Origin of the sequence: Rhodococcus sp. NPDC057297 (genome assembly GCF_042667435.1) — a bacterium.
Taxonomy (GTDB): domain Bacteria; phylum Actinomycetota; class Actinomycetes; order Mycobacteriales; family Mycobacteriaceae; genus Rhodococcoides.
Map to the genome: position 1 here is coordinate 342994 of NZ_JBHUZE010000001.1, position 8525 is coordinate 351518.

Genomic DNA, 8525 nt, shown 5'->3' on the forward strand with positions numbered 1-8525 from the left:
TCGCGTGAGGAAGCTGATTGCGTTCTGTGCGATCGTTGTTGCGGCACTGCTTATCGGGAACGTTCCCGCGCACGCGCAACCGCGTCCGTTGAGGGTGGCGATCGTCGGCGATTCCTTCAGCGCGGGAATCGGCGCCAGCAACGGCTACGGCGGGTACGCCACTCTGCTCGGTGCCAGGGGCTGCTGGGATCTGAATCTGGTGGCACGGTCCGGCAGTGGGTACGCGGCAAGCACCGACCCGTTCGTCAGTGTGCCGCGGGTGGCGGCCGTCGCGACGTCGCTTCCGGACGTGATCATCGTGCAGGGCAGCGGAAACGACCGCGGCGACGGCAGGTTGTTCGCAGCGGCGACGGGCTTGTATCTCACCTACCGCGTGGTGGCACCCCAGGCGCGGATCATCGTCGTCGGGCCGACCGGTGCCCCCGATGCCAAACACGGCAACATCGACGAGATCCGACGCCACCTCCGCGATGCGGCTGGGGTGGCAGGCGTGACGTTCCTGGATCCGAAGGCCGAGCGGTGGCTGAACCCGGCCACCGACTACGCCCCCGACGGCATACATCCGAACAACAGTGGTCACGCTCGATTGGCGGACCGACTGTTCTCCGTTCTGTCCGGCCTCGGGGTCGCCGGCACCTGTGGTTGATCGGCACGGCTGAGTTGTAGATCGCGCAGCCACACCAGCAGTGACAAGCCGGCGAACACCACTCCGGTCACACAGACTCCTGTCCAGCCGTAGTGCTTCCAGGCGAGTGTGCCGACGGCCGATCCCACCGAGGCTCCGACGAAGTACGTCGTCATGTAGATCGAGTTGATGCGCGCCCGTGCTTCCGGTTCCAAGGCGTAGACGACGTTCTGATTGCTGACGTGCACGCCTTGCAGTGCCAGGTCGACCAGGACAAAGGCAAGCACGAACACCAGCCAGACGTGGCTTCCGATCATGAACAGCGGCCACACGGCAATCAGCAGTACGACGCCGATTCCGGTTCCCCACTGAACCAGTCCGCGGTCGGCCAGACGACCGGCGACCGACGCCATCAGCGCACCGGCCACGCCGGCGAGCCCGATCAGCCCGATCTGAGCTGCGGAGAAGCCGAATTCGGTGGTGAGCAGCAACGTCATCGTCGCGAACACCGCGCTGACCGACGCGAAGGACAAGGCACCGAGGGCGGATCGAACACGTAACCGGGGGTACCGACGGACGAGCACGCCCATCGACGCGAGTGCGGGCAGGTAGGACACGCCTGCTGTCCCCGAATGTCGCGGCAGTACCCGCCACAGGCCCGCTGCCGCGATCAACATCAGGACCGAGGCCAGCCGGTACACCCCCTGCCATCCGGTCACGTCGGACAGTAGGCCGGAGATGCTGCGGGCCAGCAGAATTCCCGTCAGCAAACCGCCCATCACGATGCCGACGACTCGGCCCGACTCCGACGGGTCGGCCATCGAGGCTGCGAACGGAACGATGACCTGCGCGGCAACGGAGAACAGTCCGGCCATGGCCGTCCCGACGAGCAACCACGAGAGTCCGGGCGAGAAGCCGGCGAGTGCCTGTCCGGCGGCGGCCAGCACCATCAGTCCGACGATGAGCTTCCGTCGATCGACGACATCGCCGAGCGGGACGAGGAACAGCAGACCGAGTGCGTAGGAGATCTGTGCGACGGTGACCGACACTGCGGCCGCGGACTGCGAGACTCCGAAGTGTTCGGCGATGAGGTCGAGCAGTGGCTGGTTGAGGTAGTTGCCGCCGGCGCTCAGTCCCGTTGCCACCGCCATGAGGGCGACGACGGGAGTCCCGATCCCGGTTTTGTTCGACGTTGTCGTGTTCACGGGTACAGCCTTCTCCTGATCGATCATGCTGTCCAATAGATCGATCAGCACCATTGATCGCGCAAAACGATAGATTATGGGGGTGGAACTCCGTCACATCCAATATGCCGTCGCGGTAGCCGAGGAACAGCATTTCAGCCGAGCTGCCGCGCGCCTGCACGTCGCGCAATCCGCTCTGAGCAGTCAGATCCGCGACCTCGAGCGAGAGCTCGGCGTCGAGCTGTTCACCCGCACCAGCCGTAGCGTCACCGTCACCAAGGCGGGCCAGATCTTTCTCGAACGCGCTTACGGCGTGCTGGGTGCGGTGGCGCGCCTCGTCTCGGACGTGTCACCGTCGAACACCGAGGTTCGACGCCTCCGCGTCGGGATGATCGTTCCCCTGACCCGGGTGGATGTGGTCGCGGCCGTCGCCGCGTTGGGGACCTCGCACCCCAACACGACGGTGTCGTTGTTGCCGAGGGGCAGCGCGGATACTGTCGCAGGGGTCGCCGACGGTTCCCTCGACGTGGGCATCATCGGTCTCGCGCCGGGCCGGACGCACGTCGGCCTGACGTCGACTGCGCTGTGGACGGAGAAGCTGTCGTTGTTCGTCTCTCCCCGTCACGAGTGGGCAGGCAGGTCGACGGTGCGCCTGGCCGAACTGGGCGGAGTGCCGATGATCGACCGGCCCGCGGGGAGCGAAGCCCGCATGCAGACCGATCACGCGTTCACGCAGTCCTCCGTCGAGCGGGGCCCGGTCATCGAAGCAGACTCGGCGGAACTCGTCACCGGGCTGGCGGAGGCGCAGCTGGGTGTCACACTGCTGCCGTCGTCACTGGCCGAGTTGTTTCCTCGGCTTCATCGGATCGACGTGGTCGACGCACCGACGCGCACCGTCTCGGTGATCACCCACCCCGAGCACATCACTTCGGTGACAACAGCGTTCACCGAGCTCCTGCTGAATCAGGCGTCCTGAGTCCGGATCCGGGGGTAAGTGCCGTCGCCCAGGTTGGGGTCGGGCAGAACACCGTCGGGATCGATGAGCGCGACGTCTCGGCCGTCGAGCGCTATGCGTCGCATACCCTCGAGAGTCATTCGTCGGCCGACGTCGGAGAACCGGTTCACCCGGCATACATCGAAAACGACTGTGCCCGAGGATGTGTCGCGGGACAAGGCGTCGAGCAGCATCTCCGCGCCACCGAACTGTACGACGCCCTGCAGCTCGATTGTCGATTCGCCGTCCTCGTCGCGGATGCTCCGCAGGACCGACGAACCGTAGGGTTCGACGTCCATCAGATGCATGCCCATGTCGTCGGACAGCCGCTCGAAGACCTTCACGCCGCGGACGCTGTTGCCGTGCGAGTCGAGTCTCGGCGACAGGACGCCGATGCCCACCTGGCCCGGAAGTGAACCCAGAAGGCCGCCTGCCACACCACTTTTCGCGGGAATGCCCACCGACGTCAACCAGTGGCCGGCGGCGTCGTACATGCCCGCTCCTGCCATGACCGACAGGGTCTGCCGGGCGACCGCCCTGCTGACGACCTGTTCACCGGTCGTCGGGTGAACTCCGCCGGACGCCAGCGTGGCGCCCATCAGCGAGAGGTCTCGGACCGTGACGTTGATGGAGCACTGCGTCGTGTAGCCCTCGACGACGGCATGGGCCTCGTCGGGCAGAATTCCGTAGTTGCGCAGCATGTGCGCGATGGCGAGGTTTCTGTCCGCAGTGTCCAGCTCGGACCGGCAGACGGACTCGTCGACGGACAACTGTCGTCCGGCGAGGGTCGAGAAGAAACTCAGTGCGCGAGAGGTTCTTTCGTCGACCGACGAACCCAGCAGAGAATGTGTGGCGATGGCGCCTGCATTGATCATCGGGTTCTTCGGCCGGCGAGTGTCACCTTCGAGGGACAGCTCGTTGAACGCCTCGCCCGACGGCTCCACGCCGACCGTGTCGAGCACTGCGTCGAAGCCCCGGTCGGTCAGCGCGGCCGCGTACGCGAACGGCTTGGAAATCGACTGGATCGAGAACTCGGTCTCGTCGTCGCCGACGGAATGAGTCCGGCCGTCGACCGTCGTCACCGCGATTCCGAACACGTCGGGGTTCGCGTGCGCGAGATCGGGAATGTAGTCCGCGACCTCGCCGTCCGTAGTGCTCGACAGGCTGTCCAGTACTTCCCGCAGGTAATCGGGAACAGGTGACTTCACGGTACGAAATTTAGCACCGGGTCACCGGGCGACGCTCAGACAGCGCCCATGTCTGCGGACAACCAGTGCCGAGGTTCGAGGTAGAACGCGACGTGCTCACCCAGGGTCTTCTCGAACTCGAGGTATCCCTCCACCTTGTCGGGCGCGAGGTAGCGACTCGCCATCTCTCGTGACTTCTCCTCGCTGCCCGGCTCTTCGCGGAGCAGAGGCCCGTCGATCGAGACGTAGCGGATGGACGGCTCCGTACGCTCGACCATCAAGCTGAATCGTCCTGCGGCACGGATAAACTCGGCCTTCTTGGAAGTCTTCCCGGTGAGAACCCAGGCTTCACCGCCGGGGGTGTACTGGTACCAGATGGGTATGGTCAGAGGACCTCGATCGTTGCCGGCGAAGACCGACAGGGCCGCGATGTGCGGTTCGGACAGAAACTCTTCTCGTTCCGATTTCGACAGTGGCATGCGCTCAGTTTAGGTCCGTCACTCCAGCTCGTCGAAGGGTTTCGCATACCGAAAGCTCCCGTTCACCGGGCCTGCGCTGAGCTGGAGAGCCTGAAAGAAGTGGCCCCACGCGGGGTCGGGTGATTCGACGCCGACATCGGAGCCCGCGCGAAACCCGAACCGGCTGTAGTACCCGGGGTCGCCCAGCAGAGCCAGCACCGGGATGTCGACTGCCTCCGACGCGCCGATCAGCGCGTACATCAACGCTGTCCCGACGCCGGTGCCCTGGAACTCCGGGAGCACGGCGAGCGGCCCGATCCCGACCCCGAAGTTGACACCGCGGCTACCGATGACGTACCCCACGATTGTCCCGTCCACGACCGCGAGCAGCGACAACTCGGGCACGTACCCGTCGGTGAACAGCTTCTCGGTCAACCCGACTTCGACAGGTTCGGTGTCGTCCTGGCGGAATGCTGCCCGCACGACGCCGAGGATGGCCGGGCGGTCGGCTGGATGTTCGCGTCGAATCATCACCGCCCGAGTATGACCGCCGTTCATCGGTGGTCTGATCACTCAGCGGGGAATTGGCTTGAGCACGATGTCGGTCGGATGAGCATCCGCCGGTGTGTCGACTGCATTGCGGACGGCCCTCGCGACGGTCGAAGCCCGCAGGAACTGCGACGGCTCGTAGTGATCCCCTTCGTGTTCGACGATCGCCTTCTGCATGTCCGTGTCGATGCGGCCGGGGTGAATCGATGTCACTCGGATCGTCGGCTCCTCCGCGCGCAACGCGTCTCCGAACGCCCTCAACGCGAATTTCGACGCCGCGTACGCGCCCCACCCCGGATTGACGCGCAGACCCGCCCCGGAATTGATCAGCACCACGTGGCCGCCTGCCCGTCGTAAAGCCGGCAGAAGAGCCTTCGTCAAGGACACGACCGCGAGAACATTTGACTCGTACTGGGCGCGCCAGTCCGCGATCGAGGACTCGGCAACCGTGCCCAGCTCCGCAACGCCTGCATTGTGCACCAGCACGTCGAGAGACTCGATTCCCTCCGTCGCCCTGGCCACAGCGTCGTGATCGAGAAGATCCACCGGCCACGGCGTCGAACCTTGCAGTTCCGACGCAATCGACGCAATCGACTCCGGCGACCGTCCGCCCAGCCGAACCTCGTGATCCGACGCCAACACCCGGGCAATCTCCGCCCCGAGTCCCCGGCTCGCACCCGTCACCAGCGCAGTGGAAGTCATACCTCCACCTTAGATCCGTGCACTGTGCCGGACCGAACGTGACGTTCGGTCACTTGGAGTGACCGAACGGTTCATTCGGTCCGAAAAAAGGCCTCAGTCGAATGTCATGCCCGCTTCGGCGGCCATGGCCATGGTGGTGCTGCCGCCGTCGAGGGATTCGCGGATGATGTCGGCGTGGCCGGCGTGCTGGGCGATTTCGCGCAGGATGTGGAGCAGGGTGAACCGTGCCGATTGCCATGCGCGTTCGGGAGCCCAGGGTGCCGTCGGGAGTGGGATTTGGGCGTCGAGGTCCATGGTGGCGAGTGCTGTTTCGGTGTCGGCGGCGACGCGTGCGAGGTCGTCGATCAGTCCGGCTACGGTGTCGTCGGGGCCCATGACGTATTCGGTGCCCATGCGGGACATGTCGAATTCTGCGTTCTCGTCCATGTCCGCGATGGTTTTCATCCAGCCGCGCTCGTTGCTGACGACGTGGTGGAGCAGGCCGCCGAGGGTCAGTTCGCTGACGGTGGTTCGGGTGCGGGCCTGGTCGTCGGCGATGCCGGTGACGGTGTAGAGGAAGTTCTTGCGCTGATCGGCGAGCATTCGGGCGATGTCGGCTTTTTCACCGGTGAGAGTCATGGGGTTCCCTTTCGTTGCTGGTGAGAACGACACTAGAGACCATTGCGGACAGTTACGGTCCTGAAAAGAACTCGAGTCTCGATGGGCGGAAAGTACGGAGGGGTCGCAAACTAGAGGGATGGGCGACCGTGGATTCACTTCGACACAACTGGCCGCGCGGGCTGCCTACCTTCTGCGCGGCAACGATCTGGGCACCATGACGAGCGCCGCACCGAAGCTCTATCCACACATGTGGAGCTGGGACGCGGCGTTCGTGTCGGTCGGGTTGGCGCCTCTGAGCGTGGAGCGGGCGGTCGTCGAGTTGGACACGTTGTTGTCGGCGCAGTGGAAGAACGGGATGATTCCGCACATCGTCTTCGCCAACGGCGTCGACGGCTACTTCCCGGGTCCGGCGAGGTGGGAAACGTCGGAACTGGCGGTGCACGCTCCGTTGGGGCCGCAGACGTCGGGCATCACTCAGCCACCCGTCCATGCGATCGCGGTGCAGAGAATCCTCGATCATTCCCGTCGTCACGGCCGCACCACCAGAGCGGTCGCGGAGGAGTTCCTCGACCGGCGGTGGGACAACCTGGTGCGGTGGCATCGCTGGCTGGCCGAGGCGCGCGACATTGCGGACAACGGCCGCGTCACCCTGTTTCACGGCTGGGAATCCGGGATGGACAACTCGCCGCGGTGGGACGCGTCGTATCTGGGTGTCGTGCCCGGGGAGATGCCGCCGTTCGTGCGCAAGGACGACACGGTCGTGACGGACGCGTCGCAGCGGCCGAGCAATATCGAGTACGACCGCTACATCTGGCTCGTCGAGGAGATGAAGCAGGCGGGGTACGACGACGCTGCGCTCAAGGAGAAGATGAGCTTCGCTGTCGAGGACGTGTTCGTCAGCGCGATCTTCGCCATGGCGTGCGATGTGTTGGCGACGATCGGCGAGGAGCATTCGAAACCGAATTCCGATGTCCGCGAGTTGCGTGGGTGGGCCGAGAAGTTCCGCACAGGTGTCATCGCCACGACGGACAGTCGGTCGGGTGCCGCACGCGATTACGATCTGCGGGCTCGGCGGTGGATCACCACCGACACCATCGCGATGTTCGCGCCGCTGTTGTGCGGTGGATTGCCGCGTGAGCAGGAACGGACGCTGCTGCGGCTGTTCGAGGGAACACGGTTCTGTGGGCACCCCGACCTTCGCTATGCGGTACCGCCGTCGACGTCGCCGGTGTCACGGGACTTCCGCCCACGCGAATACTGGCGCGGCCCGGTGTGGCCGGTCATGACGTGGTTGTTCTCGTGGGCGTTCTCGCGGCGCGGCTGGGCGGAGCGTTCGCTGGACCTGCGTGAGGAAGGCTTGCGGCAGGCCAGCGACGGCACGTTCGCCGAGTACTACGAGCCGTTCACGGGTGAGCCGCTCGGCAGCATGCAGCAATCCTGGACTGCTGCAGCAGTTCTCGACTGGCTCGGCTGACTCACATCGGCGGTTACCAGCGCGCCAACGGACGGATGTCGTCACCGGAGAAGTGGTTGATGTCCGTGGGTGCATCGATGCCGGGGATTCGGCCGTTGTCGGTGTATTGCCAGAACAACCAGTTCGTCCACCCGCCGGGGAGTGGTCCGAGGGTGTCGTTGTAGTCCGCGATCCACAGTGGATAGTGGTTGAACTCGTGGGTGTCCGCCATCGCGGTGCGCCAGAAGTTCGGGTAGGTGTAGATGATCGGCTGACGTCCGGTGAGCGCATGCACCGTGTTCAGGTACCGGTGGGTCCAGTCGATGAGGTGCTCGGGCGGCAGCCCGTGGGAGTGTTCGAGGTCCAGCACCGGTGGCAGATCGCCCGGTCCGTTGATCCCGAGCACCACCGTCGAGTAGTAGGCGGCCTGCGCTTCCGGTGAAAGCCGTACGTCCGCATAGTGATACGCGCCGCGGGCTACTCCGGCTGCTCGCATGACGAGGCAGTCCTGCACGAAGTACGGGTTGATGTAGTCGAGACCTTCGGTTGCCTTCACCATCGCGAAGTCGTGGCCGGACCCTCGTACTCGGTGCCAGTCGATCTTGGTGCCGTCGATGTGTTGCCACGAGGACACATCCGGCCCCTGCGCTCCCAGTGTCTGCGGGTTGGCCGACGCCACCGCGGGCATGCCGCAGATCAGTGCGCCGGTGATGACGAGGGTTTTCAACGCACGTGTCATGCTCACAGCTTTCGTCGAGTACGGATTTTGCGCG

10 protein-coding genes are annotated in these 8525 nt (G+C 65.0%); 3 read left to right on the forward strand and 7 right to left on the reverse strand.

Features of this window, described 5'->3' with window-relative positions:
• Positions 1-4 precede the first annotated feature (4 nt).
• Positions 5-646 carry an SGNH/GDSL hydrolase family protein gene (locus ACFULT_RS01585; protein WP_378480438.1) on the forward strand — a complete coding sequence of 214 codons (642 nt, stop codon included), beginning with the start codon at positions 5-7 and terminating at the stop codon, positions 644-646.
• Here ACFULT_RS01585 and ACFULT_RS01590 read toward each other — a convergent pair.
• A complete protein-coding gene (locus ACFULT_RS01590; RefSeq protein WP_378480891.1) occupies positions 577-1881 on the reverse strand; it encodes an MFS transporter in 1305 nt (434 codons plus the stop codon). The genes ACFULT_RS01585 and ACFULT_RS01590 overlap by 70 nt on opposite strands.
• 25 nt (positions 1882-1906) lie before the next feature.
• Between ACFULT_RS01590 and ACFULT_RS01595 the strand changes: the two genes are divergently transcribed.
• Complete coding sequence (locus ACFULT_RS01595; RefSeq protein WP_378480439.1) at positions 1907-2785, forward strand: LysR family transcriptional regulator; 879 nt, start codon at positions 1907-1909, stop codon at positions 2783-2785.
• On the opposite strand, the gene ACFULT_RS01600 is transcribed toward ACFULT_RS01595, so the two are convergent.
• From ACFULT_RS01600 to ACFULT_RS01620, 5 genes are all read right to left on the reverse strand, one after another.
• Positions 2773-4011, reverse strand: a complete 1239-nt coding sequence (locus ACFULT_RS01600; RefSeq protein WP_378480440.1) for a glutaminase — start codon at positions 4009-4011, stop codon at positions 2773-2775. The genes ACFULT_RS01595 and ACFULT_RS01600 overlap by 13 nt on opposite strands.
• A gap of 35 nt (positions 4012-4046) precedes the next feature.
• On the reverse strand, positions 4047-4469 hold the full coding sequence (locus ACFULT_RS01605; RefSeq protein WP_037109878.1) for a pyridoxamine 5'-phosphate oxidase family protein: 423 nt from the start codon (positions 4467-4469) through the stop codon (positions 4047-4049).
• Between the two features lie 18 nt (positions 4470-4487).
• Positions 4488-4979: a GNAT family N-acetyltransferase gene (locus ACFULT_RS01610; RefSeq protein ID WP_378480892.1), complete on the reverse strand. Its 492-nt coding sequence runs from the start codon at positions 4977-4979 to the stop codon at positions 4488-4490.
• A gap of 42 nt (positions 4980-5021) precedes the next feature.
• Positions 5022-5699, reverse strand: coding sequence for an SDR family oxidoreductase (locus ACFULT_RS01615; protein WP_037109877.1), 678 nt, complete (start codon positions 5697-5699; stop codon positions 5022-5024).
• Between the two features lie 93 nt (positions 5700-5792).
• Positions 5793-6317 carry a DinB family protein gene (locus ACFULT_RS01620; RefSeq protein ID WP_378480441.1) on the reverse strand — a complete coding sequence of 175 codons (525 nt, stop codon included), beginning with the start codon at positions 6315-6317 and terminating at the stop codon, positions 5793-5795.
• A gap of 118 nt (positions 6318-6435) precedes the next feature.
• Between ACFULT_RS01620 and ACFULT_RS01625 the strand changes: the two genes are divergently transcribed.
• On the forward strand, positions 6436-7773 hold the full coding sequence (locus tag ACFULT_RS01625) for an amylo-alpha-1,6-glucosidase (protein WP_378480442.1): 1338 nt from the start codon (positions 6436-6438) through the stop codon (positions 7771-7773).
• Between the two features lie 13 nt (positions 7774-7786).
• Here ACFULT_RS01625 and ACFULT_RS01630 read toward each other — a convergent pair whose 3' ends face one another.
• A complete protein-coding gene (locus ACFULT_RS01630) occupies positions 7787-8491 on the reverse strand; it encodes a glycoside hydrolase family 25 protein (RefSeq protein ID WP_094720249.1) in 705 nt (234 codons plus the stop codon).
• Positions 8492-8525: the final 34 nt, after the last annotated feature.